The 25,563-nt window shown below is 65.1% G+C and carries 30 protein-coding genes; 21 read left to right on the top strand and 9 right to left on the bottom strand.

Annotation, left to right across the window (positions count from 1 at the left end):
• The first annotated feature begins 84 nt into the window (after nt 1–84).
• From F7P65_RS02625 to F7P65_RS02595, 7 genes are all read left to right on the top strand, one after another.
• Entirely contained in the window at nt 85–2,952 is a 2,868-nt protein-coding gene (locus F7P65_RS02625) for a M16 family metallopeptidase (RefSeq protein WP_150290184.1), read from the top strand.
• Nucleotides 2,953–2,975: 23 nt separating this feature from the next.
• Complete coding sequence (locus F7P65_RS02620) at nt 2,976–3,278, top strand: hypothetical protein (RefSeq protein WP_150290183.1); 303 nt, start codon at nt 2,976–2,978, stop codon at nt 3,276–3,278.
• 149 nt (nt 3,279–3,427) lie between these two features.
• A complete protein-coding gene (locus tag F7P65_RS02615; RefSeq protein ID WP_150290182.1) occupies nt 3,428–3,877 on the top strand; it encodes a MarR family winged helix-turn-helix transcriptional regulator in 450 nt (149 codons plus the stop codon).
• A 1-nt stretch (nt 3,878) separates the two neighbouring features.
• Nucleotides 3,879–5,954 (top strand): FUSC family protein, encoded by a 2,076-nt coding sequence (locus F7P65_RS02610; protein WP_150290181.1) that lies wholly within the window; start codon nt 3,879–3,881, stop codon nt 5,952–5,954.
• Nucleotides 5,951–6,166: a DUF1656 domain-containing protein gene (locus F7P65_RS02605; protein WP_150290180.1), complete on the top strand. Its 216-nt coding sequence runs from the start codon at nt 5,951–5,953 to the stop codon at nt 6,164–6,166. Before F7P65_RS02610 ends, F7P65_RS02605 begins: the two co-directional genes overlap by 4 nt.
• Nucleotides 6,163–7,065 carry an efflux RND transporter periplasmic adaptor subunit gene (locus F7P65_RS02600; protein ID WP_150290179.1) on the top strand — a complete coding sequence of 301 codons (903 nt, stop codon included), beginning with the start codon at nt 6,163–6,165 and terminating at the stop codon, nt 7,063–7,065. Before F7P65_RS02605 ends, F7P65_RS02600 begins: the two co-directional genes overlap by 4 nt.
• Nucleotides 7,058–8,458, top strand: coding sequence for an efflux transporter outer membrane subunit (locus tag F7P65_RS02595; protein ID WP_150290178.1), 1,401 nt, complete (start codon nt 7,058–7,060; stop codon nt 8,456–8,458). Before F7P65_RS02600 ends, F7P65_RS02595 begins: the two co-directional genes overlap by 8 nt.
• A gap of 80 nt (nt 8,459–8,538) precedes the next feature.
• Here the strand turns inward: F7P65_RS02595 and pal are convergent, their stop codons facing one another.
• The 6 genes from pal to F7P65_RS02565 form a co-directional block, all read right to left on the bottom strand.
• Entirely contained in the window at nt 8,539–9,051 is a 513-nt protein-coding gene (gene pal / locus F7P65_RS02590) for a peptidoglycan-associated lipoprotein Pal (protein WP_150290177.1), read from the bottom strand.
• A gap of 70 nt (nt 9,052–9,121) precedes the next feature.
• Nucleotides 9,122–10,471 carry a Tol-Pal system beta propeller repeat protein TolB gene (gene tolB, locus F7P65_RS02585; protein ID WP_150290176.1) on the bottom strand — a complete coding sequence of 450 codons (1,350 nt, stop codon included), beginning with the start codon at nt 10,469–10,471 and terminating at the stop codon, nt 9,122–9,124.
• Complete coding sequence (locus tag F7P65_RS02580) at nt 10,468–11,430, bottom strand: TonB C-terminal domain-containing protein (protein ID WP_150290227.1); 963 nt, start codon at nt 11,428–11,430, stop codon at nt 10,468–10,470. The genes tolB and F7P65_RS02580 overlap by 4 nt, the downstream gene beginning before the upstream one ends.
• A gap of 18 nt (nt 11,431–11,448) precedes the next feature.
• Nucleotides 11,449–11,916: a protein TolR gene (gene tolR, locus F7P65_RS02575; protein WP_150290175.1), complete on the bottom strand. Its 468-nt coding sequence runs from the start codon at nt 11,914–11,916 to the stop codon at nt 11,449–11,451.
• Between the two features lie 16 nt (nt 11,917–11,932).
• On the bottom strand, nt 11,933–12,652 hold the full coding sequence (gene tolQ, locus F7P65_RS02570; protein WP_150290174.1) for a protein TolQ: 720 nt from the start codon (nt 12,650–12,652) through the stop codon (nt 11,933–11,935).
• Nucleotides 12,649–13,119 (bottom strand): YbgC/FadM family acyl-CoA thioesterase, encoded by a 471-nt coding sequence (locus tag F7P65_RS02565; protein WP_150290173.1) that lies wholly within the window; start codon nt 13,117–13,119, stop codon nt 12,649–12,651. Before F7P65_RS02565 ends, tolQ begins: the two co-directional genes overlap by 4 nt.
• Before the next feature lie 183 nt (nt 13,120–13,302).
• On the opposite strand from F7P65_RS02565, the gene F7P65_RS02560 reads away from it, so the two are divergent.
• Nucleotides 13,303–14,181 (top strand): 3-hydroxybutyryl-CoA dehydrogenase, encoded by an 879-nt coding sequence (locus tag F7P65_RS02560; RefSeq protein WP_150290172.1) that lies wholly within the window; start codon nt 13,303–13,305, stop codon nt 14,179–14,181.
• 38 nt (nt 14,182–14,219) lie between these two features.
• Here the strand turns inward: F7P65_RS02560 and pspF are convergent, their stop codons facing one another.
• Complete coding sequence (gene pspF / locus F7P65_RS02555; RefSeq protein ID WP_150290171.1) at nt 14,220–15,236, bottom strand: phage shock protein operon transcriptional activator; 1,017 nt, start codon at nt 15,234–15,236, stop codon at nt 14,220–14,222.
• A gap of 176 nt (nt 15,237–15,412) precedes the next feature.
• On the opposite strand from pspF, the gene F7P65_RS21935 reads away from it, so the two are divergent.
• The 9 genes from F7P65_RS21935 to F7P65_RS02515 all read left to right on the top strand — a co-directional run bounded on the left by F7P65_RS21935 (nt 15,413) and on the right by F7P65_RS02515 (nt 18,997).
• Complete coding sequence (locus tag F7P65_RS21935) at nt 15,413–15,586, top strand: hypothetical protein (RefSeq protein WP_162854517.1); 174 nt, start codon at nt 15,413–15,415, stop codon at nt 15,584–15,586.
• 37 nt (nt 15,587–15,623) lie between these two features.
• A complete protein-coding gene (gene pspA / locus F7P65_RS02550; RefSeq protein WP_150290170.1) occupies nt 15,624–16,304 on the top strand; it encodes a phage shock protein PspA in 681 nt (226 codons plus the stop codon).
• 3 nt (nt 16,305–16,307) lie between these two features.
• Nucleotides 16,308–16,604 carry an envelope stress response membrane protein PspB gene (pspB, locus tag F7P65_RS02545; protein WP_150290169.1) on the top strand — a complete coding sequence of 99 codons (297 nt, stop codon included), beginning with the start codon at nt 16,308–16,310 and terminating at the stop codon, nt 16,602–16,604.
• 1 nt (nt 16,605) lies between these two features.
• The gene (gene pspC / locus F7P65_RS02540; RefSeq protein ID WP_150290168.1) at nt 16,606–16,986 is read left to right on the top strand and encodes an envelope stress response membrane protein PspC; all 381 of its coding nucleotides are present in this window, start codon (nt 16,606–16,608) and stop codon (nt 16,984–16,986) included.
• 129 nt (nt 16,987–17,115) lie between these two features.
• Entirely contained in the window at nt 17,116–17,376 is a 261-nt protein-coding gene (locus F7P65_RS02535; RefSeq protein ID WP_150290167.1) for a hypothetical protein, read from the top strand.
• A gap of 51 nt (nt 17,377–17,427) precedes the next feature.
• Entirely contained in the window at nt 17,428–17,679 is a 252-nt protein-coding gene (locus tag F7P65_RS02530; protein WP_150290166.1) for a hypothetical protein, read from the top strand.
• 37 nt (nt 17,680–17,716) lie between these two features.
• The gene (locus F7P65_RS02525; RefSeq protein ID WP_150290165.1) at nt 17,717–17,950 is read left to right on the top strand and encodes a hypothetical protein; all 234 of its coding nucleotides are present in this window, start codon (nt 17,717–17,719) and stop codon (nt 17,948–17,950) included.
• Between the two features lie 46 nt (nt 17,951–17,996).
• Nucleotides 17,997–18,434 carry a SufE family protein gene (locus F7P65_RS02520; RefSeq protein ID WP_150290164.1) on the top strand — a complete coding sequence of 146 codons (438 nt, stop codon included), beginning with the start codon at nt 17,997–17,999 and terminating at the stop codon, nt 18,432–18,434.
• Between the two features lie 68 nt (nt 18,435–18,502).
• Nucleotides 18,503–18,997: a hypothetical protein gene (locus F7P65_RS02515; RefSeq protein WP_150290163.1), complete on the top strand. Its 495-nt coding sequence runs from the start codon at nt 18,503–18,505 to the stop codon at nt 18,995–18,997.
• Between the two features lie 2 nt (nt 18,998–18,999).
• Here the strand turns inward: F7P65_RS02515 and ggt are convergent, their stop codons facing one another.
• Both ggt and F7P65_RS02505 read right to left on the bottom strand, forming a co-directional pair.
• Nucleotides 19,000–20,700 (bottom strand): gamma-glutamyltransferase, encoded by a 1,701-nt coding sequence (gene ggt / locus F7P65_RS02510; RefSeq protein WP_150290162.1) that lies wholly within the window; start codon nt 20,698–20,700, stop codon nt 19,000–19,002.
• Between the two features lie 48 nt (nt 20,701–20,748).
• On the bottom strand, nt 20,749–21,786 hold the full coding sequence (locus tag F7P65_RS02505; RefSeq protein ID WP_150290161.1) for a quinone-dependent dihydroorotate dehydrogenase: 1,038 nt from the start codon (nt 21,784–21,786) through the stop codon (nt 20,749–20,751).
• 456 nt (nt 21,787–22,242) lie between these two features.
• On the opposite strand from F7P65_RS02505, the gene F7P65_RS02500 reads away from it, so the two are divergent.
• From F7P65_RS02500 to F7P65_RS02485, 4 genes are all read left to right on the top strand, one after another.
• Nucleotides 22,243–23,073, top strand: coding sequence for a helix-turn-helix domain-containing protein (locus tag F7P65_RS02500; RefSeq protein WP_150290226.1), 831 nt, complete (start codon nt 22,243–22,245; stop codon nt 23,071–23,073).
• A 105-nt stretch (nt 23,074–23,178) separates the two neighbouring features.
• A complete protein-coding gene (locus F7P65_RS02495) occupies nt 23,179–23,589 on the top strand; it encodes an RrF2 family transcriptional regulator (RefSeq protein ID WP_150290160.1) in 411 nt (136 codons plus the stop codon).
• Complete coding sequence (gene sufB, locus F7P65_RS02490; protein WP_150290159.1) at nt 23,586–25,070, top strand: Fe-S cluster assembly protein SufB; 1,485 nt, start codon at nt 23,586–23,588, stop codon at nt 25,068–25,070. The genes F7P65_RS02495 and sufB overlap by 4 nt, the downstream gene beginning before the upstream one ends.
• Before the next feature lie 34 nt (nt 25,071–25,104).
• Nucleotides 25,105–25,560 carry a hypothetical protein gene (locus tag F7P65_RS02485; protein ID WP_150290158.1) on the top strand — a complete coding sequence of 152 codons (456 nt, stop codon included), beginning with the start codon at nt 25,105–25,107 and terminating at the stop codon, nt 25,558–25,560.
• The last annotated feature ends 3 nt before the right edge of the window (nt 25,561–25,563 follow it).

The following is a 25,563-nucleotide window of genomic DNA, read 5'->3' as shown; positions in this document are numbered from 1 at the left end:
GGAAACTGTCCAGCGGAAAGCGTATTGCGCGTCTAAAACGCCCCGCTATGCTGCCGCCGATCCACTGACCTTCATGAGGCGCTCATGACCTTTTCCCCCATTTCCCGCCGGATCGCCCTGATGCTCGGCCTGTCTCCGCTTGCGATCCTGCCGATGCAGGCGATGGCGGTTCCGGCGGCGGCCAGCGCGGTTGCGCCCGCGCCGCTCTCCAGCCTCGTGGCGGCGGTGAACATTCCCTATGAGGAATTCACCCTCAAAAACGGTCTGCGCGTCATCGTCCACACCGACCGCAAGGCGCCGGTGGTGGCGGTGTCGGTCTGGTATCATGTCGGGTCGCGCTTCGAGCCTGCGGGCAAGACAGGCTTTGCCCATCTGTTCGAGCATCTGATGTTCTACGGCTCGGAAAATGCCGATGGGCCGTTTTTCGGGCGGCTGGAGGATATCGGCGCGACCGACTGGAACGGCACGACCTGGTTCGACCGCACCAATTATTTCGAGACGGTGCCGACCGGGGCGCTCGACCGGGCGCTGTTCCTGGAATCCGACCGCATGGGCCATCTGCTGGGGGCGGTGACACAGACCAAGCTCGATGCCCAGCGCGGCGTCGTGCAGAATGAAAAGCGCATGGGCGAGAACGAGCCTTATGGCCTCGTCGAATATGCCCAATTGGCTGCCATGCTGCCGGAAGGACACCCCTATCGCCACTCGACCATCGGGTCGATGGCGGACCTGAACGCAGCCAGCCTGGCCGACGTGCAGAACTGGTTCAAGACGCATTACGGCCCGAACAATGCCGTGCTGGTGTTGGCGGGCGACATCGACGTACCGACCGCCAGGGCGAAGGTGGAGAAGTGGTTCGGCAATATCGCCGCCGGTCCCGCGCCCAGGGATGTGGATGCGACGGTGCCGACGCTCGACAAGGATGTCGAGAAGGTGATGCACGATAATGTCGCCGCCACCCGGCTCTATCGCAACTGGATCGTGCCGGGGGTGAATAGCGACGACCTGCCGCAGCTCGATCTGGCGATGGCCGTGTTCGGCGGACTCAAATCCTCGCGGCTCGACAACATATTGGTGCGCGACGAGAAGGTCGCGGTCGGCGTCAAGGCCAGCATCCAGCCCTTCGAAAAGCTCAGCATTGCCGAGATCACGGTGGATGTGAAGCCGGGGCAGGACCCGGTGGCGGTGGGCAAGCGGCTGGACCAGCTTCTGGCCGACTATCTCGCCAAGGGGCCGAGCGCCGATGAGGTCCAGCGCGCCGCGACGCAGCAGCTTTCGGGCACCATCGGCGGGCTGGAAAAAGTGGGCGGCTTCAACGGCAAGGCGGTGACGCTGGCCGAGGGCGCGGTCTATTCCAACGACCCGGCCAAATATAAGAAAGACTTGGAAGTCTATGCCGCCGCCACGCCGCAATCGGTGAGCGAGGCCGCGCGCAAATGGCTGGGGCGGCCGGTGTTCCGCCTGACCGTGGCGCCGGGCGCGCGCTCGGCGGAAGATAATGCGCTGGCGGGCAACGCCATCCACCACCCCGCCTATTTCCGCGATCCCAAAAAGCCCGCGCCTGTGGCGGCGACCCCGCCGCCGCCCGCGAAGATCGCCGAACCGGGGATCGAGCCGGTCAAGGATCTGGAATTCCCGGCAGTCGAACATGCGACGTTGAAGAACGGCATAGCGGTGGTGTTCGCGCGCCGGGCGACGGTGCCGGTGGTGCGGGTGTCGGTGTCCTTCGACGCGGGCAATGCCGCCGATGACAAGGCGAAGCTGGGCACGGCGGGGCTGACCACGGCGCTGCTGGACGAAGGCACGACGACGCGCAGCTCGATCCAGATCGCGGAAGAGCAGGAGCGGCTGGGCGCATCGATCAGCGCGGGCAACAGCATGGATGCCACCAATGTCGGCCTCTACGCGCTCAAGCCCAATCTGGATGCGTCGCTCGGCCTGCTGGCCGATGTCATCCGCAATCCCGCCTTCGCGCCGACCGAGGTCGAGCGCCTGCGCGGGCAGGTGCTGACCCGGATCGCGGCGGAAAAGACCGAACCCATGCCGATCGCGCAGCGCCTGTTGCCACCGCTGCTTTATGGGCAGGCGCATCCCTATGGCATTCCGTTCACCGGATCGGGCACGGAAAGCGGCGTCAAGGCGGTGACGCGGGCCGATCTGGTCGCCTTCCATGACAAATGGCTGCGGCCCGACAATGCGACGATCTTCGTGACCGGGGACACGACTCTGGCCGATGTGATGCCGTTGCTGGAAAAGCGCTTCGGGGACTGGAAAGCGCCCAAGACCGCCAAGGGCGCCAAGCTGTTCCGCATGGACCGCATGATGCGCCCGGCGCGGATCATCCTGGTCGACAAGCCGCAAAGCCCGCAGTCGATGATCCTGGCCGGCCTGCTCACCAACAAGCAGGGCACCGACAATCCGGTGACGCTCATCACCGCCAACGAAGTGATGGGCGGCAGCAGCACCTCGCGCCTGATCATGGACCTGCGGGAGAGCAAGGGCTGGGCCTATTATGCCGGGAGCGCGCTGCCGGGGGTCAAGGAGACGGTCCCGCTGCTGGTCTATGCCCCGGTGCAGACCGACAAGACCGGCGAATCCATCACCGCCGCGCGCAAGGACATCGGCGACTTCCTGACCGCCAAGGGCACGACCGAAGCGGAGCGTAACCAGACGATCAACAGCCAGATCCTGTCGTTGCCGGGCAGCTTCGAAACCTCGTCCGACCTGCTCGGCGCGATGATGCGCAACCGGATGCTGGGGCGCCCGGACGATTATTATGCGACCCTGCCGGGCGTCTATCGCGCCATGACGGCCGCCGACATGGACAAGGCGGCGCGGGAGGCGATCCATCCCGACCGCCTGATCTGGGTCGTGGTCGGCGATGCGAAGCTGGTGAAACCGCAGCTTGACGCGGTCGGCCTTCCGGTGGAAATGGGCACATTGGCAGATTGACGATTACGTAAAGGAGAAGTGCTATGGCAGCAGTGGACGGGGCCTATGATTGCGTGGCGAAGACGCCGATGGGCGACCAGAATGGCGTGCTGACCGTCATCAGCGCGGGCGACAATTTCCACGGCACCTTCGCGGGCATGATGGGCTCGCTCGACGTGGCCGAGGGCAAGGTCGCCGGCAACAAGCTGAACTGGAAGATGAACATGACCCTACCCATGCCGATGACGCTGGAATGCGAGGCGGAAGTGAACGGGGACAGCATCACCGGCACGATGCAACTGGGCGCCTTCGGCGCGGCGGGCTTTTCGGGCACACGTCGGGGCTGAACGGTCCAACAGGCATTGGGAAGGGGCGGGGAAGCACAGCGTTCCCGGCCCCTTTTTCATTCCTGATCTCGCGCAAACATGAACAAAATTTAAGGAGCAAATCGAAACTATCATCTTGACTGAAGCTATTAGTTAGCTACCTAAGAAAAATGCCTGAATCGGAATTGAAACGCGCTTTGGCGCATAAAATGCCGCAGGTCGCGCGCCAGTGGCGGCAACTGGCCGATCTGGCGCTGGCCGAATTCGGGGTATCGAACAGCGCGGGCTGGTGCCTTATCTATCTCGACCGGCTCGGGCCGGATGCCCGACAGGCCGATCTGGCCGAGGAACTGGGCATTGCGCAGCCTTCGCTGGTTCGGACCCTCGATCAGTTGCAAGCGGCGGGACTTGTCGAGCGCGTGCCGAACCCTGATGATCGGCGTTCGAACCGAGTCGCCTTCACGCCGGAAGGGCAGGACATGGTGGGGCAGATCGAAGCCAGGCTGGACAATCTGCGGGCCGAGTTGCTGGAGGGCGTGCCCGACGCCGCCATCGAAATTGCCGTCAACCTGTTGAGCTTGCTGGAAAAGCGCATGGCGGAACGGCGGGGGCAAGGCTGAGATGAAAGCCTTTGGCGAGCGCATCGGCTGGCCGGCCGCGCTGTTTTCCCTCAAATGCTTCGTCGCGGCCATGCTGGCGCTGTTCATCGCGCTCCGCATCGGGTTGGAACGGCCCTATTGGGCGTTTCTGACCAGCTATATCGTCGCCCAGCCGCTGGCAGGGGCGGTGATCTCCAAGGCGGTATTCCGCGTCATCGGCACGCTGGTCGGGGCGACATTCTCCGTCGCCATCGTGCCGCCGCTGGTCAATTCGCCGGAATTGCTGACGCTTGCCATGGCGCTGTGGCTGGCCATTTGCGTGTTCGTGTCGCTGCTCGACCGCACGCCGCGATCCTACATGTTCGTGCTGGCGGGCTATAGCGCCTGCCTGATCGTCTTTCCCGATGTCGACATTCCGCAGACCATCTTCACCGTGGCGACGCTGCGCGTGCAGGAAATCATCATCGGCATAGCCTGCGGCAGCCTGGTCCACGGCGTTCTTTTTCCCGGTTCCATCACCAATTTGCTGCTGTCCCGGGTGGAGGCGATGCTGCGCGACGCCGAGCGCTGGTCGCATGACGCCATCGCGCTGGAACCGGTGGAGGGGCTGGATCAGGAACGCCGCCGGCTGGCGCAGGACATCACCGAACTGCACCAGATGTCGGTGCACCTGCCCTTCGACATTTCCCGTCTGGCGCCGCGCGTGCGCACGGTGCGGGCGATGCAGGACCAGCTGTCCCTGTTGCTGCCGCTGGGCGCGGCGGTGGAGGACCGGCTGGCGATGCTCAAGGCCGCGAGCGGCGGCGCCGTGCCGGAGGAGGTTCGCGCCCTGATCGCCGATGCGCGCGCCTGGATCGTGCACCCCGGCGAACAGCGGGCGGAGCGGACCGAGCAGGCCAATGCGCTGATCGCCCGCTGCGCCCTGTTGGAGCCGGCGGCGCAGGCGGACATGAATTGGGCCGAGATGATGCGGCTCAGCCTGTTCGCGCGGCTGGCGGCGCTGATCGCCGCCCATCGGGACTGCCGCGACCTGAACGACCAGATGGCGACGCACAGCCGCCAGCCGGTCAACCCGCGCGTGGGCGAACTGCTGGAAGGGCGCCGCAATCGCGAGTTGCACAAGGATTATGCCGCCGCCCTGCGCGGCGCCTTTGGCGCTTTCCTCACCGTGGCGGTGGGCTGCGCGCTGTGGATCGGCAGCGGCTGGAAGGACGGCGGCAGCGCGGTGATGCTGGCGGGCGTGTTCCTGTCGCTGTTCTCCGCGTCGGACAACCCGCTGGCGCCGCTCAAGGGCTTCATGATCGGCACCATCGCCGCTTCGGTGCTGGGGGCGCTCTATGGCTATGCGATCATGCCCCGGCTCGACGGCTTCGCCCTGCTGGCGGCGGCCTATGCGCCGATGCTGCTGTTTTTGGGCACGATGATGGCGTCGCCCCGATGGGCCGGAATCGCGATGCCGACGCTGCTGGGACTGGGCAGCCCGGTTCTGTTGTCGGATCATTATGTCAGCGCCTTCTCCAGCTATGTGAACGGATCGGTGGCACAGCTGGTCGGTATCTGGTTCGCGATCATCATGGCCGGACTGTTGCAGTCCGCGGGGGTCGAACGCGCGATCCGGCGGACCGTGCGCGCGGGCTGGAACGACATCGCCAACCGCGCCACGCTGACGACGCCGCCCGATGTGCGCGGATGGATCAACCGGATGCTGGACCGCATCGCCTTGCTGGCGCCGCGTCTGGCGGCGGCGCGCAACGACAGCGGCGAGCCGCTATACCATGCGCTGCGCGACCTGCGCACCGGGGTTGCGATCGGGGAACTGCGCCAGTTGCGGCTGAGCCTGCCCGGCAGCGAAGCGGCGCCCCTGACCGATGTGCTGACCGGCGTCAGCGCGCATTATCGCCGGCTGGACCCCGACGCGCCCCAATCCGCGCCGCCCGCCTTGCTGGCCGACATCGACGAAGCCATTGGCGACCTGTCGCACAATTCCCGCGTAGACATTCGGCGCGAGGCGATCCTCGCGCTGGTGAGCCTGCGCCGCAACCTGTTCCCCGAGAGCGCGACCTATCCAACCCTTTCCCTGATCGGACGGCCCGCATGACCGGAGAAATCGCCCTGGGCGGCGTTTACATACCCACGCTTCTGCTGCTGGCGCTGGTCGCGCTGATCCTCAGCTGGGCCATGACCCGGCTGATCGGCGCCTTCGGCCTCTATCGTTTTCTGGCCTATCGGGCGGCGGTCGACCTCAGCATTTTCGTGCTGATGCTGGGTGCGCTCGCTCTTCTCGTCCCCACCCTTGGAATCCGCCTATGAACCGTCTGACTGCCACGCTGATCCGCAGCGCCGCCACCATCGTCATCGTCATCGTCGCCATCCTGGTCGCGATCTGGATGTGGAACCATTATGAGCGCAGTCCCTGGACGCGCGACGGCCGCGTGCGCGCCGATGTGGTACGGGTGACGCCGGACATCAGCGGTCTCGTCACGTCGGTTTCGGTGCGGGACAATCAGGCGGTGAAGGCGGGGGACCCGCTGTTCGTGATCGACCGTCCCCGCTATGCGCTGGCGCTGGAGGAGGCAGAGGCGCAGATCGCTTCGGCCCGGGCGACGCTGGGGCAGGCGCGGCGGGAAGCGACGCGCGACCTGGCGCTGGGCAATCTGGTCGCCGCCGAGGCCCATGAACAGAATGTCGCGCGGGTGGCGACGGCGGAAGCGGCGCTGGCCGTGGCGATGAGCGCGCGGGACGCCGCCGCGCTCAACCTCAAGCGGACGCAGGTGGTGGCCTCGGTCAATGGCAGGGTCACCAATCTGGATCTGCATCCGGGCGATTATGTCGCCGCGGGCAAGCAGGCGATGGCGCTGATCGACAATGACAGCCTGCGCATCGAGGGCTATTTCGAGGAAACCAAGCTGCCGCTGGTCTGCATCGGCGCGCCGGTGACGGTACGGCTGATGGGCGAGGCGCAGGATCTGCACGGGCGGGTCGACAGCATCGCCTATGGCATCAACGACAGCAGCCGTTCGGATTCGGGCAATCTGCTGCCCACGGTCGAGCCGACTTTCTCCTGGGTGCGGTTGGCCCAGCGCATTCCGGTGCGGGTGAGGCTGACCAACGTGCCGCCCGGCCTGAAGCTCATCGCCGGGCGCACCGCGACCGTGACGGTCGAGCCGGCCCGGAAGGACGCAAAGCCGGGAGCCTGCCGTCATGCCTAAGTCCTTCTGGACGCCCCTGCTGGCGCTGGGGCTTGCGGCCTGCGCGACGGCGGGCCCCGATTATCGGCCGCCGGAAAAATCGGCGGCGACGACGCCGGGCGCGCAGGGAGATTTCCTTTCGGCGGCGGGGACGGCGTTCAGCAATGCCGAACTGCCCGACCATTGGTGGCAGCTTTACAATGATCCGAAGCTGGACGCGCTGATCGAACAGGCGCTGGCGGCCAACACGGACCTGCGCGTGGCCGACGCCAATCTGGCGGCGGCGCAGGCCGTGTTGCGGGAAGCTGAGGCCCAGCGCACGATCAGCACGGCGGTGAGCGGCGGCGCGACCCTGGCGCGGCCCTCCGGCACGGGCGAGAGCCTGCCCGGCGTGGTCGGCTATGATCTGGGGCTGGGCGCCTCCTATCCGCTCGATCTGAACGGCCGGATCAAGCAGGCCATAGAAGCGAGCACGGCCGATGTCGAAACCGTCCTGGCGGCGCGCGACTATGTGCGGGTCGGCGTCGCCGCGGCGACGGCCAAGGCTTATGCGCAGGTCTGCGCCGCCAATTATTCGCTGGGGGTCAATCGCCGGGTGGTCGGCTTGCAGCGCGAGACGCTGAACGCCACGCGGCGCCTGTTCAAGGGCGGGCGCGGTACCGCGTTCGACGTCAGCCGGGCGCAGGCGGCGGTGGATGCGAGCGAGGCGGCGCTTCCCGTGTTCGAGGCGCAACGGCAGTCGGCGTTGTACCTGCTGGCGACCTTGCTGGGCCGGGCGCCGGCGGATTATCCGCGCGAGGTCGAGGCCTGCGCGGTGCTTCCTGCCCTGCACGCGCCGATGCCGGTCGGGGACGGCGCCGCACTGATCCGGCGGCGGCCCGACATCCGGCAGGCGGAACGCAGCATCGCCGGGGATACGGCGCGGGTCGGCGTGGCGACGGCGGATTTATATCCGCAGATCAGCATCGGCGGGTCGCTGGGGCTGGGCGGGCCGATCAAGAGCTTCGGATCGGGGTCGAGCTTCGGCCTCAGCCTGGGACCGCTGCTCAGTTGGACCTTCCCCAACCGGCCGGTCGTGAAGGCGCGGATCGCGCAGGCCGATGCGCAGGTGCAGGCCGATCTGGCGCGCTTCGACGGGACGGTGCTGGAGGCGTTGCGCCAGACGGAAACCGCGCTGGAAGGCTATCGGCGCCGTGCGGATCAGGCTGCGGCGCTGGATCGGGCACGGAACAGCGCGGGCGTGTCGGCAGGCCAGGCAGGCAAGCTGTTCCGCTTCGGGCGCGGGGATTTCCTGTCTCTGCTGGATGCGCAACGGTCGCTCGCCAATGCCGAGGCGGCGGCGGCGGCGGCACGGGTGCAACTGGTGCAGGACCAGATTGCGATCTTTCTGGCGCTGGGCGGGGGCTGGTCCTGACCGGAAAAGAAAGGCCCGCCGGTCTTGAGACCGGCGGGCCATGAAGCATGGGCGCGACCCAAGGACTTCAGGGGAAATTCTTAATATTGGACGGTCACCGTCACCGCGCGGCGGTTCTGGGCCCAGGCCGCTTCGTCCGAGCCCAGGGCGGCGGGGCGTTCCTTGCCGTAGCTGACCGTGGTGATGCGGCCGGAATCGATGCCCAGCGAGGCGAGATAGTTCTTCGCCGCATTGGCACGTCGCTCGCCCAGTGCGATATTGTAATCGCGGGTGCCGCGCTCATCCGCATGTCCTTCGATCGTCACGCGGACATTGGGGTTCTGCTGCAACCACGCGGCCTGGCTCTGCAGGATCTGCTGGTCCTGGGCATCGACATCATATTGATCGGTGCCGAACAGGATGCGGTCCGACGATACCGAGGCGACGAAATCTTCCTGGCTGCCCTTGACCGGGCCAGCGGGCGTGGTCGGGCCGGTGCTCTGCGCGGACGTGTCGGCGCCGGGGGCGGGGGGCAGTTCCTTCGGGGCCTTCTTGGAGCAGGCGGCAAGGGCCACGATGGCCGTCGCCACCAGCATGGTGCGGGAAAGTTTCATGGGTTGCTCCTCAATATAGTCTGAAAATCGTTACGCAGTCGGGACGTTTCGGTTCCGACGATAATGTGGATTAAGGCAGCAGCGGACCCCAGGCCGGATCGGAACCGCTCAAAGGCGTCGGAATCCGCCGCTCATTCACGCCGGTCAGGTCGACCTGCCACACCTGGCTGCTGCCTTCGCGGCCGGGCGTGGTGCGGAAATATTGCAGGACGCGGCCATTGGGCGACCAGCTGGGCTGCTCATCCTGCCAGCCATTGGTCAGGATGCGCTCATTGTCGCCCGTGGGGGTCATGACCGCGATCTTGAAGTCGCCCGAAATCTTGGTGAAGGCGATGAGGTCGCCGCGCGGGCTCCATTCCGGCGTCGCATAGCGGCCGCCGCCATGGCTGATCCGGCGCTGGTTCGATCCGTCGGCGTTCATCACATAGATTTGCTGGCTGCCCGAACGATCGCTTTCGAACACGATCTGGCGGCCGTCGGGCGAATAGCTGCCGCCGACATCGATGCCCGGCGCGTTGGTCAACCGGACCGGCGCGCCGCCGCTGGCGGGGACGCGATAAATGTCGGTATTGCCCGCAATCGCCATGGAGAAGAGGATGTTGCGGCCATCGGGCGACCAGCGCGGCGCGAAGGTCGGGTTGCTGCTTTCCGTCACCAGCCGCTGCTGACCGGTGCCGATGTCGTAGATGTAGATGCGCACCCGGTTGTTCAGGTAGCTCACATAGACGATCGACTTGTAATCGGGCGAAAAGCGCGGGGTCAGCGCGATCGACTGGCCATTGGTGATGAAGCGGTGGTTGGCGCCGTCCGAATCCATGATGGCAAGGCGCTTGGTGCGGTTCCCCTTGGGTCCGCTTTCCGCGATATAGGCGATGCGGCTGTCGAAGAAGGGGCTTTCGCCCGACAGGCGCGCATAGATGGCGTCGGCGCATTTATGCGCGGCCCGGCGCCAGTCGCGCGGGGCGACGACATAGCCCTGCCGCGTCAGTTCCTGCTTCAGCGCCACGTCATAGAGATAGCAGCCGACAGTGATGTCCGCTTCCCCGCCGGTGGTGCGCACGAAACCCTGCACCAGTGCCTGATAGGCGCCCCATTTGTCATAGGCGGGATTGGTGACTTCGGGGAAGGCGATGGTCGGGATGCCGCTCGGTCCCGAGGGATCGAACAGCCCCGATCCCTTGAGGTCGGAGGCGATCACCTCGGCGATCTTGCGCCCCAGTTCGGTCGAGGACCCGGCGGGCGTGGAAACCTCCGCCTGCGCCGGGAGGGCGGGCACGACGATCTTGAGATTGGAAGAGGATTCGTCGGTCACGTCGACGCTGAGCTGCGCTTGGCTGACGGGCGCGAATGCCAGCAGCAGAACCCCGAGCGCGGCCCCAAAAGCGGCCCGGGCCTTTCCTGTCCTGAAGGGTGGGGTCATTGCGATAGCCTCTTGTCGAAGGAGATGCGGAGGGATTTCCAGCCGTCATAGAGATCGGGCGGGAGCTTGAAGGGCGCGGCCAGGCGGATCGCCTTGACCGCCAGTTCCTGATGCAGCGTCACCTGCGCGCGGTTGCTGGCGGTGATGCCGGTGGTGTTGAAGATTTGCGGCTGGCCGGCCAGCGATCCGTCGCGGTTCAGTTGCACATCGACGAAGGTGCGGAGCTGTTCGACATCCGCCCCGGTCGGGGATTTCCAATAGGGTTTGAGCTGGCGGCGGATTTCCGCGTCCAGCGCGGCCTTCTGCGCCGGACCCATGGCGGCGGCGGGCGGCGGCGCGGGCTTGCGCGGGGCGTCGGACTCGGTGTCGATGCCCTTGAGGAAATCCTTGCCCAACAGTGACCCTTTGGGCTTTTCCGCCTTGCCCTGCCCCGAAGCGCGCGCCGGGGCCTTGGCCTTTGGCTGGGCTGCGGGCTTTGGCGCCGCCTTGGCGGGTGCGGCGGCGGCGGGCCGGGGCTTTTCCGGCGCAGGCCTGGGCGGCGCCGGAGCGGGCTTTTCAGCGGCCGGTTTCGGTTTGGGCCTGGCCGCAGGCACGTCCTTTTTCGGCGGTGCGGGCATCGGCTTGGGGGGCGCGGGTTTCGCCACCGGCTTGGGCGGCGCGGGCTTGGGCGCTGGGGGTGCCGGGGTCGGCTCGGGCTGGGGCGCGGGTTCGGGTTCCGGCGCGGGTGCGGCGTCCTCGGTCGGGCCTTGTTCGGGCGCGACGCTGGGCGGGGGCGGCTGGGTCGAGACCTGCGGTGCCATCGATTTCAGCGCGACCTCGTCCACCAGGCTGACGTCCATCGGCGGTGAGTTCAGTTTAAGTGGGTTGGGGGTAGCCAGAAAGCCGGTCGACAGCAGGCCGAACAGCAGGACATGTCCCGCCGTTGCCACGCCAAGGCCGATTTTCTCCGCACGATCCATTGCCAAGACCTATGGCCCCTATTCTGAACCGCCGCTGACGGCAGCGCCTTCCTCGGCACCGGTGCTGACCAGCGCCACCCTGTTGAGACCGGCGCGGTTCAATTCGCCCATGACCAGCATCACCCGGCCATAATCCAGTCCCTTGTCGGCACGCAGGAAGATCTGCGGCGGTTCGGTCTTTCCTGCATTGGCGGACATGATCTCGGCCAGACGGCCCGGCAGGTCGGCGTCGCTGATCTGCGCGTCGTCGATGAAGACGCCGCCGTCGCGATCGACGGAAATGACGGTCGGCTTCTGGTCCTGATCCAGTCCCTTGGCGCGGGTTTCGGGCAGGTTCACCGGCACGCCCGTCACCAGCAGCGGCGCCGTCACCATGAAGATGATCAGCAGCACCAGCATGACGTCGACCAGCGGCGTGACGTTGATGTCCGCCATCGGCGCGCGGTGGCGTCCGCGACGGGTGGAGGGAGGGCCGGACATGGCCATTACAGCGTCTCCCCCATCACCGCTGCGCTTCCAGTTCACGGCTCAGCGTCGAGTAGAACCCGTCCGCAAAGCGCGTCAGCCCGGATTCCATCCGGTTGATGCCGTGGCTGAAGCGGTTGTACGCAATCACCGCCGGGATCGCCGCGAACAGGCCGATGGCGGTGGCGAACAGCGCCTCGGCAATGCCGGGGGCCACGACCGCGAGCGAACTGTTCTGCGCGGCGGCAATGCCGGTGAAGGCGCGCATGATGCCCCAGACCGTGCCGAACAGGCCGACGAACGGCGCGACCGAACCGATGGTGGCGAGGATGTTGAGACGGTCGGAGAGGCGATCCACCTCCGCCGCGATGGTGCTGGACATGGCGGTGGACAGCCGGTCGCGCGTGCCGTCGCGGTCGATCACCTTTTGCGCGGTCGAGCGGCGCCATTCGGTGACCCCGGCGGCCATCACCTTGGCAGCGGGGAATTCGGCCTTGCCGCGGGCTTCATAGAAGCGGTCGATATCCTCCGCCTTCCAGAATTCCTGTTCGAAGGCGCTGCTCTGTTTACTGGCCTTGCGCAGGGTGAAGCTGAAGCCGAGGATCATCGCCCAGGTCCAGATGCTGGCCAGCAGCAGGCCCAGCATCACCACCTTCACGACGATGTCGGCCTGAAGAAACAGGTTCAGCGGCGAAATGGTGGCGGCTTGCGCGGCACTGCCGACAGCAAGGCCAACGTCGGGCATCGAAAGGCTCATGGGTTGATGTCTTCCCCTCTCATCAAACGGCTGAAAATATCGATCCAGGGCTTGGGTTGCCTGCGGGGGCGGCCCTGGGGTGTCAGGAAGGCGACGGTGATGTCGCCTTCGGTCAGTCTTTCATCATCGCGCATGACCGTCTGATGAATGGAACATGAAGCGGCGCCCACTTTGGTGACGCGGCTCACCACCATCAGATCGTCGTCCAGTCGCGCCGGGCGGCGATAATGCAATTGCAGGTCGGTGACGGCATAGACGCCCTCGCCGCACTCCAGATTGGCGCGCTGGTCGATTCCGGCGATGCGCAGCATGTCCGACCGGGCGCGTTCCATATAGCGCAGATAATTGGCGTGATAGACCAGTCCCGAGAGATCCGTATCCTCGAAATAGACGCGCAGCGGGAAATGATGCACGGCGGCAATGAACCTTCCGGTTGCCGGCGCGGGCAGCAGGTCTGAAACGGACATGCCGGGGCTTTTAACCATCAAGCAGGCGCGGCGCAAAGCCGGAAATGAACGACGGAAAAGCGCTCCGCCGACGCTCCGGGGCTTTCCGTCCGCTTTCAGCCCACCGGAAGCTCTGGCGGCCCGGCTATCATGGCGCTACGGGGGCGGGGAACGAGCGATTTCAAGTGTAGGAAGGTTCCAGCTATGACGGATATTCGGACCGTGGGTGTGATCGGCGCGGGCCAGATGGGCGCGGGCATCGCGCAGGTGGCGGCGCAGGCGGGCTATGATGTGATCCTGTCCGACGTCGACCTGCCCCGTGCGCAGAAGGGACGCGACGGCATCATCCGGCAATTCGCCAAGGCGGTGGAAAAGGGCAAGCTGGCGCAAGTGGATGCCGATGCCGCCATTGCGCGGATTACGCCGGTGGGCGAGATCGCGCCGCTTGCCGCCTGCCAACTGGTGATCGAAGCCGCGACCGAGCGTGAGGAGATCAAGCGGACCATCTTCGCCAATGTCGGCGCGCTGCTGGCCAGCGACGCGATCCTGGCGTCGAACACCTCCTCCATCCCGATCACGCGGCTGGCGCAGGCGGCGCCGGATCCGGCTCGCTTCGTCGGCGTGCATTTCTTCAACCCGGTGCCGGTGATGGCGCTGGTCGAGGTCATTCGCGGCCTCGCCACCAGCGCGGAAACCGTCGCGGCGGTGGAGGGCTTTGCCGCCAGCCTGGGCAAGCAGGTGGTGCATGCCTTCGACGCGCCGGGCTTCGTGGTGAACCGCATCCTGCTGCCGATGCTGAATGAGGCGATTTTCGCGCTGGGCGAGGGCGTGGGCAGCGTGGTCGATATCGACAAGGGCGTGATGCTGGGCCTCAACCATCCGATGGGACCGCTGACGCTGGCCGATTTCGTGGGTCTGGATACCTGCCTGGAAATCTGCAAGGTGCTCCAGGGCACCACCGGCGATCCCAAATACCGCCCCGCGCCGCTGCTGGTGAAATATGTGGAGGCGGGCTGGCTCGGTCGCAAGACGGGCAAGGGCTTCTACGATTATTCGGGCGCCGAGCCGGTCCCGACGCGCTGAGCCACGGCTTTGTCGTTCCCGCCTGCGCGGGAACGACACTAACCAGCGCTCAGCCCGTGCTTCTTCATGCAATGGCGCAGCTGGTCATAGGTCAGGCCCAAACCCTTGGCGGTCGCGCGCTGGTTGTAGCGGTAACGCTCCAGCGCCGCCCGCACGATGGCGGCCTCATGCGCATCGACGGCGGATTTAAGGTCGGTGACTGCGTCATGGCCATTCCCGCCCGGAGCCGTTGACAGCGCAGGAGCAGCCCCCTCTCTGGCGGGCATGAGCGGCTTGGGCTTCCAGGGCGAGGCGAAGGGGTCGAACACGATCGCCGCGATCGGCCGGACAGGATCGGCCCAACGATAGACGGCCCGCTCCACCACATTGCGCAGTTCGCGCACATTGCCGGGCCAGTCATGCGCCTCCAGCTCGGCCATGCAGGTGGCGGAAAAGCCCGGCCATTGCGGCCACGCGATCTCCGCGGCCATGCGCCGCCCGAAATGGTCGGCCAGCACCGCGACATCCCCCTCCCGAGCGCGCAGCGGGGGCAGGGTGATGACCTCGAAACTCAGCCGGTCCAGCAGGTCGGGCCGGAAGCGCCCTGTATCGGCGGCAGCCGGCAGGTCCTCATTGGTCGCCGCGACGATGCGGACATCGACCATCACCGGTTTCGACGCGCCGATCCGCGTCACCTCGCCATATTCGATCACGCGCAGCAGCCGTTCCTGCGCCGCCATCGACAGCGTGCCCAGTTCGTCCAGGAACAGCGTGCCGCCATCGGCCTCCTCGAACCGTCCCGCCCGCGCGCGCGCCGCGCCGGTGAAGGCGCCTTGTTCGTGGCCGAACAGTTCCGCCTCGATCAGCGTTTCCGGCAAGGCGGCGCAATTCATGACGATCAGCGGCCCGTCCCAACGCGTCGACAGGTGGTGGAGGCGCTCGGCGATCAGCTCCTTGCCCGTCCCGCGTTCCCCGATCACCAGGATCGGCCGGTTGAGTTCGGCGGCGCGCCCGGCCTGCTCGACCGCATCCAGAAAGGCCAGCGACTGGCCGACAAACTGGGTATTTTTCTCCATGCCCAACTTATGGTGAAATTTCCCACCTTTCGGCAAGTCCTATATTTTGACGGTCGTAAAAAATCCCGCAATTCCGCCATTTCTCAAAATTGGCACGCCTTCTGCAATATCGGAAAGCAACGCCGCCGACCAATCAGGCGGTCCCCTATGAAGGCCAAGGTTCAGGAGTTTTCGTCATGGAAAAGCAAAGCCCCAAGGTTCGTGAAATCGGTCAATTGCTGTCCGTCGCCATCGCCTCCGTCCTGTTCGGATCGACCCTGATCCTCTCGGCGGTCGGCCCGGCCCGCGCCAGCGAATTGCCCATGCCTGCCACCCATGATTGCCCAGCGGCCCTGCACTATCTGGCGTAAGGTCCGCCCCACAGTTCGTACCAGGAGTGAAGTTCAAATGGGTATTTTCTCCCGCACCCGAGACATCATAGCCGCCAATGTCACCGACCTGCTCGACCGGGCGGAAGACCCGGCGAAGATGATCCGCATGATCATCCTTGAAATGGAGGAGACGCTGGTGGAGGTGCGCGCGTCCGCCGCCCGCACCATCGCCGACCAGAAGGAGATGCGGCGCCATATCGCCAAGCTTCAGGGCTTGCAGGACAGCTGGACGGAAAAGGCCCAGCTGGCGCTCAGCAAGGATCGCGAGGATCTGGCCAAGGCCGCGCTGGTCGAAAAGCAGAAGGCGACCGATATGGCCGAGCAGCTTTCGCATGAGATCGAGGCACTGGACGAATCGCTGCGGGCTTCGGAAGAGGACATCGCCAAGCTCCAGGCGAAGCTGCGCGAGGCCCGCGCCCGCCAGAACGGTCTTGTGACCCGGATGGAAAGCGCCCAAAATCGCCTCCGCGTCCGTGAAGCCTATGCCGGCGAGAAGGTGAACGACGCCTTTGCCCGCTTCGAGATGCTGGAACGCCGCGTGGACATGGCCGAAGGCCGCGCCGACGCCGCCGGAATGGGCGCCGCGCCCAAGACGCTGGAGGAAGAGATTGCCGAGTTGAAGGCGTCGGACAAGGTCGATGCCGAACTCGCCGCGCTCAAGGCGAGCATGAACGCCAGTGGAAACAGGGAAGGGTGATCCATGGAGGATGTTTTTCTACCGATCATGATCTGCGGCATGCTGTTTATCGGCATGCCCTGGCTGATCTTCCACTATGTCACCAAATGGAAGCAGGCCCCCAAGATCACCGATGAGGACGAAAAGCTGCTGGATGAGCTTCACCTGCTCGCCCGGCGGCTGGAAGACAGGCTCCAGACGGTCGAGAGGATCGTCGCCGCCGACAATCCCGATTTTCGTCCCGTCCGCCCTTCGCAGGACGAGGCCTATGACTTCGACCGCCAAAATATCGACCGCCAAAACCCCGACCGGAGGAACTGAAATGGCTGCCCGTCGCACCAAATTCTATCTCGACAAGCAGAATGGCAAGTGGATGGGCGTGTGCGCCGGCATTGCCGACTATACCGGGATCGACGTGGTCTGGGTCCGGGTCGGCGCGGTGCTGGTGACGCTGATGGGGGCCTTCCCCTGGTCGCTGATCGCCTATTTCGCCGCCGCTTATTTTGCCGAGAACAAGCCGCTGGGCCTCTATGCCGACCGGGATGACGAGAAATTCTGGCAGGGCGTGCGGTCCAATCCGGCCCGCTCCACCCGCGATGTCCGGTCGAAGTTCCGCGACATCGACCGGCGCCTGGCCGACATCGAAACCTATTATACCAGCCGCAACACGCGTCTCGCGGACGAGATCGACAGCCTGCGCTGAAGGCGGGAGGGGATTGCCGTTCATCGAACCGATCCCGACGCCGGTCGAAAAGGCGGTCTGACCGGGCGCAGAAGCGCCGCATGGAGGCCGGCATAGCCTCAAATGAGGCCCCGAACTGAGGATAGTCTGATGAATCACATCGCAAGCTGGATCTGGGTGCTCATCCCCCTGACCGCTATCGGCATGAAGGGGTTCAGGAGCTGGCTGGCCCTGAAGGAACGACAACTGGAAGCGCAGTCGCGCGAAACCGCCGAGAAGACCGCCCAATATGCGGCGCAGACCGAAAGGCTGGAGCAGCGGGTGCGGGTGCTGGAACGGATCGTCACCGACAAGGGGATGGACCTGTCCGATGAGATCGAACGGCTGCGGAACGCGCCGCCGTTGAATTGAGGATGCATAAAGATGCCGGCTGTCCGAGGCCGGCAGGCAAGGGGAAATTCGATGAATCCGTTTGAAATGGTCGTCGCCATCGTTGCGATCACCGCCATCGCCAGCGTCATCCGCGCCAAATATGGCGTCGTGCGCCGCGACAAGGGGGAGGATTTCGCGTCTCGCGGTCCCGACCCGGAAGCGGAGCGGCTGCGCGCGGAGGTGAAGGCGCTGAAGGATCGCGTCGCCGTGCTGGAACGGCTGGCGACCGACAGCTCCACCGCGCTGGAGCGGGAATTCGACAAGCTCAGGGACCGCGACTGACGCGGCCTGCGCGCACATGGCCCACAGGGAGGACGATATGCAGGACCCCCTCATCATTTTGACATTGGCGGTGGCGGGTTTGTCGGGACTCGCCATCATCGCCGCCACCGCCCTGCGCGGTTGGAACGGCTGGCTCGATCTGAAGCGGGCCGAACTGGCGCGGCAAGGCGAAGACGCCGCGCCGCCCTCGACCACCACAAGGATCGAGGTTGCGGACCTGAAGGAACGCATCCGCAAGCTGGAAGCCATCGCCGCAGGCGTGGACCTGTAACGACAAGAGGGGAAAAGCGGCTTTCGCATCGCGCTTTTCCCCCTATATGGCGGGTATGACTTTGCTGCCCGTCCTGACCGATCTGGTCGAAGAATATGAATTTCTCGATGCCGACGACCGGTATCGGCTGCTCATCGATCTGGGCAAGGCGCTGGAGCCCATGCCCGATGCGCTCAAGACCGACGCGACGCTGGTGCGGGGCTGTTCGGCGGCGGTCTGGGTCTATCCCACGGTGCTGGACGCCGATTCTGCCAATGGGGGCCGCCTGCATTTCCTGGCGGACAGCAACGCCGCGATCACCAAGGGGATCATCGCGCTGGTGCTGCTGACGGTGCAGGATCAGGCACCCGCTGCGATCGCCGCGACCGATATCGAAGGCGCTTTGGCACCCTTCGACCTGCGCAACCAGCTCAGCTCCAACCGGACGCAGGGCATCCCCAACATGATCGCGCTGATCCGGGAAACCGCCTCGCGCTATCGCTGAGTCGAGGGAAACCGCGCCACGCTGATGCGTTCTCCTTCCGTAATGATGACGGGAAAAGGAGAGAAGCGATGCGAACCCTCTGGGCACTGACTGCCATGGGACTGGTCGCGGCCTGCTCCTCATCCGGGGACAAGGCGCCGACCCAGCGCGACCAGATCGGGCAGGTCTGGAAATATGAAGGCGGCCCGGGCGCCAAGGCCAAGGTCGCCTATATCGGCAGCGCCAACACGGTGCAGACCATGACCGCAGCGGACACTTTCTCCGTCCTGCTGGTCCAGCCCATGGAGAAGGGGGAGGCGGACGTCACCGTCAAGCTGGTGGGCGCGCCCTTCACCTGCGATCTGTCCGACTGCCGCGTCACCGCCACCACGGAGGATGGCAAGACCCATGAGTGGAAGGGTCGGATGACCGAGAATAAGGACGGTATCGAGGTCCTGCCCGCCGCCAGGGCCTATGACGCGATCAGGGGCAGTCAGACGATCAAGGTCAATCTGGTGGTCGGGCCGAAGGACAAGACCTTCCCGTTCCAGTTCAACGTCGGTGGACTGGATTTGAAGGTCTGACGCTATTCCTGCAAGGACACGCCGGGGCTGCGCGGGTCGGCGGCGCCGATCCAATGGCCGTCCGCGGTGCGTTCGGCGGCGTTGGCCTTCAGGCCGAAGCGGCTGATCGACACCTGATGCCCCAGCTTTTCCAGCGGCGCCTTCATGGCCTCCAGCGAGGTGCCCTGTTCCAGCACCAGCCCGTCCTTGTCGAAGAATTCAAAGCCCAGCGCGATCGAATCCTGCGCGGACAGCCCCCAGTCGAAATGGGCGATCAGGGCCTTGGCGACTTGCATGATGATGGTCTTGCCGCCCGCCGCGCCGATGGTGAAGATGGGCGTGCCCGCCGCGTCATAGACGATGGTGGGTGCCATGGATGACAGCGGCCGCTTGCCCGGTTCGACCCGGTTGGCCACGGGCGCGCCGTTTTTCTCCGGCGTAAAGCTGAAATCGGTCAGTTCATTGTTCAGGATCACGCCATTGGCCACAAGCTGACTGCCGAAGAAACTCTCTATGGTGGAGGTCCAGGCGGCGATGTCGCCATTGCGGTCGATGGCGACGAAATGGCTGGTACCCGATTCCGGCTGGGGCAAAGCGGCGGTGCGCTTTTCCGCGCCCGGAGGTGTGCCGGGCCGATAGTCATTGAGCGCCTTGCCCATGTCGATGAGCGCGGACCGGCGCTTGAGATAGGCAGGGTCGATCAGTCCGGCGATGGGCACCTGCACAAATTCGGGATCGCCCAGATAGGTGTCACGGTCGGCATAGGCGAGCTGCATCGCTTCTCCAATGACATGCCAGGACCGGGGATCGTCCTTGCCCCATTGCGCCAGCGGGAAGCGTTCGACCATGCCCAGCACCTGCAACACGGTGATCCCGCCCGCCGAGGCTGGCCCCATGCCGCAAACGGTATAGACGCGATACGGACCGCAGACCGGCTTACGCGGCTTGGCCCGATAGTCGGCAAGATCGGCCTCCGTCATCGGCACCGGGTTTTTCGGGGCATGGGTGACGGTGTCGGCAATCGCCCGGGCATTGGCGCCCCTATAGAAGGCGTCTGGCCCCTCCGCCGCGATTCGCCGGAACAGCGCGGCGAGCGGCGGATTCTTGAGGATCGTTCCCATTGGCGCGGGCTTGCCGTCGATCCAGAAATATTTCTGGATGTCCGGGAAACCGGCCCAGATCGGCGCGACCGCCTTCATTGCCGTGTCGAGCCGCTGGCGCACCTCGAACCCCTGTTCGGCCAAGCGGATGGCGGGTTGGAACAGGTCGGCCCAGGGCAGCTTGCCCCATTTCCGGTGGGCGTCCCAGGCGATCCGCACATTGCCCGGCACACCGACGGAATAGCCGCCCGGCCATGCGTCGCGGAAGGACAGGGGCCGGCCATCCGGCCCCATGAAACGGTCGGGCCGCGCGGCCGCCGGGGCGGTTTCGCGTCCGTCGATCGAGTCCAGCACGCCCGTCCGCCCGTCATGGTGCATCAGGAAGCCGCCGCCGCCGATGCCGCTATTATGCGGTTCGACGACATTCAGCGTCAGCATCATGGCGATGGCGGCGTCGGTCGCGCTGCCGCCCTTGCGCAGAATTTCCTGCCCGGCTTCGGCGGCGCGGGGATCGGCGGCGGAAACGGTGGCATTGACCGAAACCGGCTCGCGCGCGGCGAGCGGCGCGGGAAGAAAGGCGTAAAGGGCGAAGGGAGCCAGCAGGCCGGACAGGCGGGAAGTCATGCGCGGCACCCTAATCGCTGCATTGCGTTCTGCAACCCATGGGGCGGATCAGGCGTCGATCCCCACTATCTCGCTGATATTCCGGATGCCGTCGCGGGCCATCAATGTTTTCAGACCCGCGTTGATCCGCTTGGCGAGATAAGGCCCCTCATAGACCAGTGCGCTGTAGAGCTGGATCAGGCTCGCCCCGGCGCGGATGCGGGCGTAGGCCTGCTCCGCATTGGCGATGCCGCCCACGCCGATCAGCGGCAGGCGCGCGCCCAGCAGCCGCCGGAAATCGCGCAGCCGGTGCAACGCCATGTCGTGCAGCGGCGCCCCCGACAGGCCGCCACCTTCTCCAGCTTGCGGCGAATGCAGCGCGGGGCGTGAAATGGTCGTGTTGGATACGATCAGCGCATCGATCCCATGATCGAGGCAGGCGGCCGCAATATCCTCTACATCGGCAGGCTCGAGATCGGGTGCGACCTTCAGAAAGATCGGCGTGCGGTTCGCCCCCCGCGCAGCCATTACCGCGCCCAGCAACTGGTCGAGCGCCGCCCGATCCTGCAAGGCGCGCAGCCCCGGCGTATTGGGGGAGGAGATGTTGACCGTCAGATAATCGGCCAGCGGCGCCATGCAGGTCACGCCCGTGGCATAGTCCGCGATCCGGTCCGTGGCATCCTTGTTCGCGCCGATATTGATGCCGATCACCGGGCCGCCTGGGCGCTTGCGCTTGGCGATGCGTTCCGCAGCCGCGGCTTGGCCGCCATTGTTGAAACCCATGCGGTTGATGACGGCCCGGTCCTCCACCAACCGGAACAGGCGAGGCAGCGGATTGCCCGGCTGGGGCAGGGGGGTCAGCGTCCCCAACTCGGCAAAGCCGAAGCCCAGGCCATGCATTTTGTGCGCGACCAGCCCCTCCTTGTCATAGCCCGCCGCCAGCCCCACGGGATTGGGAAAGCGAATCCCCGCCACCGTCTGGGCCAGCGCCGAGTCGGGTGCCAGAGGCGCAGGAGTCGGCATCAGCCGGAGCAGCTTGATCGACAGATGATGGGCGCGTTCGGCTTCCAGCGCGAAGAAAAGCGGTCGGATGAGGCTGTAGGACATGGCCGCGCTATGCCAGCGCGGAAGGCTGGCGTCGAGTCGCTGTTGCGTCGTGGCAACAGTCGGGTGGGAACGACATTTCTTAACAAGATTCCTTGGGATTCGTCCCGTTTTGGTCCGGCGCATGTCCGATTCATCCAATAAAATTTCCCCGATTCGGACGTAAGAGAGTCCTGCGACCCGAAGGCTCTAGGCCCATGGCCGACGAGACCTTTCCTGACCCGGCAGTGAAAGCTGCCGGGTCGTTTTTCATCTGCAATCCCTGAGAAAACGGCCGGAAAGTGATATTTCGTTAAGCATAACCTCTTGCGCCTGCGCCACGATGGCGCATAGTGCGGGCCGGGGTGAAATATGCGGTCGCATGACAGCGAAGCGTCCGGGGGGACGCCAAATATCAAGGCAAAAGACGATCAGGCGCCGCTGTCCTATACGGTCGACGCGGTACATGGTTTGGTCCGATTGCGATACTTTGCGCTGCCGGAACAATTAAACACCTATTTCGGTTCGCTCTATGTGTTCAATGAGGCGGCCGATCATTATTCGGATGTGACCCGCGCGGACGTGCCGCAACTTCGTTTCATGCTGGAAAGCAGCGGCAACTATCATTTCCATGATGGAACGAGCGCGCCCACGCCTGAAATATGCCTGCTGGGGCCGACCCTGGGCGCGACCCGGTTCGAACTGAACGGTCCCGGACGGGTGGTCGGCATTTCACTGCTCCCCGCCGGATGGATCGCCCTGCATGGCGGCGACGCCAGCAGCCTGACCGATCGGGTTCAGGATTTGGGTGACCGGCCAGACTATCGCGAATTGCTGGAAAAGCTGCGCGCCACGGACGATGCGGAGGTCATGGCGGCGCTGTGCTGGGAATTTTTGACCAAACGGCTGGTGGCGCTGCCCGAATCGACCTGGCGGGTGCTGGAGGCGGTCGACGGCTGGCTGATGGGGGAGGGGTCGCCCCGTATCGAGACCCTGGCCGACATTACCGGCCTGTCCCCGCGCCAACTCGCGCGGCTCACCAACAAATATTATGGCTGCCCGCCCAAGCTGCTGGCGCGCAAATATCGGGCGCTGCGTTGCAGCGCGCGGATCGCGCTGGATCATGAAAGCTGGCAGGCCTTGTGCGAGGACGGCCGCTTCTACGACCAGTCGCATTTCATTCGGGAGATCAAGCATTTCATCGGCCTGACCCCGCATCAACTCCAGACCGAGCCGACGGCCGTGGCGCAGCTCACGCTTCTGCGACGGTCGCTGGGCGGTGACGTGGCCGTGATCAACCGTTACAGCTGAGCGTCCTTCCCAAGCAAAAATGCCTTGATTCCACGGACGCGCGGGACCACATGCGCAATCGGATTGATTCGATCCGATTTGAGAATGGTTCGCAAGACGGGGCTTATGAGGCTTTCGAGTTTCGCAGATTATGCCGTGGTGCTGATGTCGGCCGCCGCGCGCCATTGCGGCGCGGCCAAGATGAATGCGACCACGCTATCGGCTGAGACCGGCATCCCGCTGCCCACCGCGCAGAAGTTGGTCAGCAGGCTGTCGGCGGCCGGTTTGCTCGAGTCGAGCCGGGGCACCGGTGGGGGGGTCCGTCTTAGCCGCCCTCCCGCAACGATTACGCTCGCCGACGTGGTGGAGGCGGTCGAAGGCCCCATCGCCATGACCGCCTGCGCCGAACATGGTACGCATGACTGCTCGCTGGAGCAGGATTGCCGCGTCCGCCCGCACATGAATGTCGCGAATAATGCGATCCGTTCGGCATTGGCCGGCGTGACGATCGCCAGCTTAACCCGAGAAATGGCATGACCGAAGAAGCTACAACCATCCGCAATCTCGAAGCCCATGAGGCCGCCGAGCGTGCCTCGACCTACGAGCATGGCTGGTCCTCGGCCATTGAGCAGGACTTCGCGCCCAAGGGTCTCAATGAGGATACGGTCCGCTTCATTTCGGCCAAGAAGAACGAGCCGGAATGGCTGCTGGAATGGCGGCTGAAGGCGTTCGCGATGTGGCAGAAGATGGAAGCGCCGGACTGGGCCAAGCTCAACATTCCGCCCATCGACTATCAGGACGCCTATTATTATGCCGAACCGAAGAAGAAGGCGGAGCTGAACTCGCTGGATGAGGTCGACCCTGAGATATTGGCGACCTACCAGAAGCTGGGCATCCCCATTGCCGAGCAGGAGATGCTGGCTGGCGTCAAGGGCAGCCGCAAGGTCGCGGTCGACGCGGTGTTCGACTCCGTGTCCGTCGCCACCACCTTCCGCAAGGAACTGGAGGAAGCCGGCGTCATCTTCCGCTCGATCAGCGAGGCGGTGCGTGAATATCCTGACCTCGTGAAGAAGTGGCTGGGGAAGGTCGTGCCGATGCACGACAATTATTTCGCCACCTTGAACTGCGCGGTCTTTTCCGACGGCACCTTCGTCTACATCCCCAAGGGCGTGCGCTGCCCGATGGAACTCAGCACCTATTTCCGCATCAATGCGGAGAATACGGGTCAGTTCGAGCGGACGTTGATCGTCGCGGACGAGGGCAGCTATGTCAGCTATCTCGAAGGCTGCACTGCGCCGATGCGCGACGAGAATCAGCTCCACGCTGCCGTGGTCGAGCTGGTCGCGTTGGACGATGCGGAGATCAAATATTCCACCGTCCAGAACTGGTATCCCGGTGACGAGAACGGCAAGGGCGGCATCTATAATTTCGTGACCAAGCGGGCGCTCTGTCAGGGCCGCAACAGCAAGGTGAGCTGGACGCAGGTGGAAACCGGCTCCGCGATCACCTGGAAATATCCGTCCTGCGTGCTGAACGGCGAGAATAGCGTCGGTGAATTCTACTCGGTGGCGCTGACCAACAATCTCCAGCAGGCCGATACCGGCACCAAGATGATCCACAATGGCAAGGGGTCGCGATCGACCATCGTGTCCAAGGGGATCAGCGCGGGGCGTTCGAACAACACCTATCGCGGCCTTGTGCGCGTGGCGCCGGGCGCGGAGGGCGTGCGCAACTTCACCCAGTGCGACAGCCTGTTGCTGGGCGACCAGTGCGGCGCGCATACGGTGCCCTATATCGAGGTGCGCAATCCCTCGGCGCAGATCGAGCATGAGGCGACCACCAGCAAGATCAGCGACGATCAACTGTTCTACGCGATGCAGCGCGGGCTGGATCAGGAAAGCGCGGTATCGCTGATCGTCAACGGCTTTGCCAAGGAAGTGCTGCAACAACTCCCGATGGAGTTCGCCGTCGAAGCGCAGAAGCTGCTGGGCATCTCTCTCGAAGGATCGGTGGGCTGAGGTCTGCCCCACGAACATACCAAGGATAAGACTCTTGAGCGACGAAGACGATATTCAGGATGCCCTCGCCGATTTCGCGGAGGATGTCGGCAATGGCCAGGCATGGACTGCCGCGGTCCGCATCCTGACCGAGGATTATGAGCTGGAAGAGGGCGAACTCGCCGCCCGTGCCGCCAAGGATTTCGGCGATCTCGACGCCTATCAGGCCGAATGCCGCGCGGCGCTGGAGAAAGGCGACCTCGCCTTCACCGAGAAGCTGAAAGCCGACAAGGCTTTCCACAAGGCCAAGGCCCCCAACCTCGCCCGCATGGGCCCGGTGACGGAGTTCGTGACCGGGGTGCTGGAAAAGGGCGCGCCCGAGCCGGGCGCCGACTGGTGGCCCTATATGCCGATCAAGCGCCATATCGACACGCTGTTCCCGGCACCGGGCGATGTGCGGGACATGGCCTTCTGGACCGCGCGGACGCTCCAGCGCGCGCATAAGGGATAAGTG

This window comes from Sphingobium estronivorans, assembly GCF_008692605.1.
Classification (GTDB): Bacteria; Pseudomonadota; Alphaproteobacteria; order Sphingomonadales; family Sphingomonadaceae; genus Sphingobium; species Sphingobium estronivorans.
Note: the sequence above shows the minus strand (reverse complement) of the source record. Positions and strands in the feature narration are given on the sequence as shown.

Bases quoted from the DNA above. Each gene is read 5' to 3' on its own strand.
- F7P65_RS02625 (WP_150290184.1), top strand. From the start codon at position 85: ATGACCTTTTCCCCCATTTCCCGCCGGATCGCCCTGATGCTCGGCCTG.
- F7P65_RS02620 (WP_150290183.1), top strand. From the start codon at position 2,976: ATGGCAGCAGTGGACGGGGCCTATGATTGCGTGGCGAAGACGCCGATG.
- F7P65_RS02615 (WP_150290182.1), top strand. From the start codon at position 3,428: ATGCCTGAATCGGAATTGAAACGCGCTTTGGCGCATAAAATGCCGCAG.
- F7P65_RS02610 (WP_150290181.1), top strand. From the start codon at position 3,879: ATGAAAGCCTTTGGCGAGCGCATCGGCTGGCCGGCCGCGCTGTTTTCC.
- F7P65_RS02605 (WP_150290180.1), top strand. From the start codon at position 5,951: ATGACCGGAGAAATCGCCCTGGGCGGCGTTTACATACCCACGCTTCTG.
- F7P65_RS02600 (WP_150290179.1), top strand. From the start codon at position 6,163: ATGAACCGTCTGACTGCCACGCTGATCCGCAGCGCCGCCACCATCGTC.
- F7P65_RS02595 (WP_150290178.1), top strand. From the start codon at position 7,058: ATGCCTAAGTCCTTCTGGACGCCCCTGCTGGCGCTGGGGCTTGCGGCC.
- pal (WP_150290177.1), bottom strand. From the start codon at position 9,051: ATGAAACTTTCCCGCACCATGCTGGTGGCGACGGCCATCGTGGCCCTT.
- tolB (WP_150290176.1), bottom strand. From the start codon at position 10,471: ATGACCCCACCCTTCAGGACAGGAAAGGCCCGGGCCGCTTTTGGGGCC.
- F7P65_RS02580 (WP_150290227.1), bottom strand. From the start codon at position 11,430: ATGGATCGTGCGGAGAAAATCGGCCTTGGCGTGGCAACGGCGGGACAT.
- tolR (WP_150290175.1), bottom strand. From the start codon at position 11,916: ATGGCCATGTCCGGCCCTCCCTCCACCCGTCGCGGACGCCACCGCGCG.
- tolQ (WP_150290174.1), bottom strand. From the start codon at position 12,652: ATGAGCCTTTCGATGCCCGACGTTGGCCTTGCTGTCGGCAGTGCCGCG.
- F7P65_RS02565 (WP_150290173.1), bottom strand. From the start codon at position 13,119: ATGTCCGTTTCAGACCTGCTGCCCGCGCCGGCAACCGGAAGGTTCATT.
- F7P65_RS02560 (WP_150290172.1), top strand. From the start codon at position 13,303: ATGACGGATATTCGGACCGTGGGTGTGATCGGCGCGGGCCAGATGGGC.
- pspF (WP_150290171.1), bottom strand. From the start codon at position 15,236: ATGGAGAAAAATACCCAGTTTGTCGGCCAGTCGCTGGCCTTTCTGGAT.
- F7P65_RS21935 (WP_162854517.1), top strand. From the start codon at position 15,413: ATGGAAAAGCAAAGCCCCAAGGTTCGTGAAATCGGTCAATTGCTGTCC.
- pspA (WP_150290170.1), top strand. From the start codon at position 15,624: ATGGGTATTTTCTCCCGCACCCGAGACATCATAGCCGCCAATGTCACC.
- pspB (WP_150290169.1), top strand. From the start codon at position 16,308: ATGGAGGATGTTTTTCTACCGATCATGATCTGCGGCATGCTGTTTATC.
- pspC (WP_150290168.1), top strand. From the start codon at position 16,606: ATGGCTGCCCGTCGCACCAAATTCTATCTCGACAAGCAGAATGGCAAG.
- F7P65_RS02535 (WP_150290167.1), top strand. From the start codon at position 17,116: ATGAATCACATCGCAAGCTGGATCTGGGTGCTCATCCCCCTGACCGCT.
- F7P65_RS02530 (WP_150290166.1), top strand. From the start codon at position 17,428: ATGAATCCGTTTGAAATGGTCGTCGCCATCGTTGCGATCACCGCCATC.
- F7P65_RS02525 (WP_150290165.1), top strand. From the start codon at position 17,717: ATGCAGGACCCCCTCATCATTTTGACATTGGCGGTGGCGGGTTTGTCG.
- F7P65_RS02520 (WP_150290164.1), top strand. From the start codon at position 17,997: ATGGCGGGTATGACTTTGCTGCCCGTCCTGACCGATCTGGTCGAAGAA.
- F7P65_RS02515 (WP_150290163.1), top strand. From the start codon at position 18,503: ATGCGAACCCTCTGGGCACTGACTGCCATGGGACTGGTCGCGGCCTGC.
- ggt (WP_150290162.1), bottom strand. From the start codon at position 20,700: ATGACTTCCCGCCTGTCCGGCCTGCTGGCTCCCTTCGCCCTTTACGCC.
- F7P65_RS02505 (WP_150290161.1), bottom strand. From the start codon at position 21,786: ATGTCCTACAGCCTCATCCGACCGCTTTTCTTCGCGCTGGAAGCCGAA.
- F7P65_RS02495 (WP_150290160.1), top strand. From the start codon at position 23,179: ATGAGGCTTTCGAGTTTCGCAGATTATGCCGTGGTGCTGATGTCGGCC.
- sufB (WP_150290159.1), top strand. From the start codon at position 23,586: ATGACCGAAGAAGCTACAACCATCCGCAATCTCGAAGCCCATGAGGCC.